The 1,673-nt window shown below is 34.8% G+C and carries 2 protein-coding genes; both read left to right on the forward strand.

The features are described from left to right. A partial coding sequence (locus AA81_RS12530) for a transketolase C-terminal domain-containing protein (protein ID WP_281256307.1) occupies positions 1-1,035 on the forward strand: 1,035 nt, incomplete at its 5' end. 20 nt (positions 1,036-1,055) lie between these two features. Continuing rightward, positions 1,056-1,673 (forward strand): ribonuclease III (gene rnc / locus AA81_RS12535; RefSeq protein WP_245863641.1); only part of this gene is annotated, 618 nt, incomplete at its 3' end.

Genomic DNA, 1,673 nt, shown 5'->3' on the forward strand with positions numbered 1-1,673 from the left:
AGGGAAAAAATAAATTATCCAAATATTGAATTAAAGGTTGAAACTGGACAACCTATAGTGTATGAAAAGGGAGAAAAGGTAGCTAATCGTAACGCTTTTGGGAACGCTATTGCTGATCTTGCAAAACTGAACATGGCTAACTTTCCAGTAGCTGCAATTGATTGTGATTTGAAACCATCCGTTAAATTGGAAAAATTCGAAAAAGTCAATCCTGAGGGTTACATCCAAATTGGTATTGAGGAACATAACGCTGCTACCATTGGGGGTGCGTTATCTGTTAATGGAGTCTTGACTTTTTTCGCTGATTTTGGGGTATTTGGTTTGGATGAGACATTTAATCAGCAAAGATTAAACGATATTAATCACACTAATTTAAAGACCGTTGTGACTCACTGTGGTATCGATGTAGGAGAGGATGGCAAGACACATCATGAAGTCAATTATATTGGGGTAGTCAGAAGTTTATACCATACTAAACTGATCGTACCTTGTGATGCCAATCAAACTGATAAAGCGATTAGGTACGCTGCAAAAGTTCCTGGTAACTTTGTGATTGCTATGGGAAGATCCAGCTTGCCAATCTTGTTGGATGAAGAGGGTAACGTTTATTACGATAACGGTTATAACTTCGAATATGGGAAGTTGGATATTTTTAGGAAAGGTAAAGATCTAACAGTATTCACATACGGAAGCTTTGCTCATTTAGCGGTGGAAGCAGCTGATAAGTTGAAAGAAGAAGATATTCATATTACAGTAATTGGCGTACCGACTCCTTTAGATTTTGACCTTACTAATGTTAAAGAATTTGTAGACAATACTATTGTGTTAACTTTAGAAGATCACAACATAGAAAATGGTTTGTCAAATGAACTGTCAAAAGCGATGATCAAAAATTCTTTGAAACCTTCTTATTTTGAACCTATGGGATTAAGAGAATATGCTCCCTCTGGAACGATCAAAGATTTGCTAAAAGTTCATGGATTTGACGTAGAATCGTTAGTAAAAAAAATGAAAGGATTAATTGAAAACAAATGAGGTATGAGGATAATTTAAAATTGACTTTGCAAGAGGAACAAACTGTAAAAAAGGCAAAAAATGACCTTCTTCTGCCACCGTGTGTGAAAGAAAGCTTATTGTTTGAAGCATTGTGTCATAAATCATACGTTTTCGATAGCGAAAATATTCAAAGAAGACTTGATTCTAACGAAAGGTTGGAATTTCTCGGAGATGCAGTATTGGAGTTAGTTATCTCCGAGTTTCTTTACAATAATTATTACCTCTCCGAAGGTGAAATGTCAAAGGCAAGGGCTATTATAGGAAGCGAGATTATTTTAGCAGAAGTTGCTTTAAAGTTGGGGTTAGATGATTTTATTTTTTTAAGTAAGGGTGAAGACAAACAAGGTGGAAGAAGGAAAAAGTCAATTTTATCGGATGCTATGGAAGCTCTATTTGCTTGTATATATATGAGCTGTGGTTATGAAAAGACGAAGAGGTATATTATAAAAAACATGAAAGAATACATTGAGAACGCTGTTGAAGGGAATATTTTTCTCGATTATAAAACGAAGTTACAAGAACTAACTCAAGAAAAAACAAAAAAATTGCCTGAGTATGTGTTATTAAGTGCTTCTGGACCATCACATATGAAAAGATACAAGGTGGCAGTTAAATTA

This window comes from Petrotoga halophila DSM 16923 (assembly GCF_002924615.1).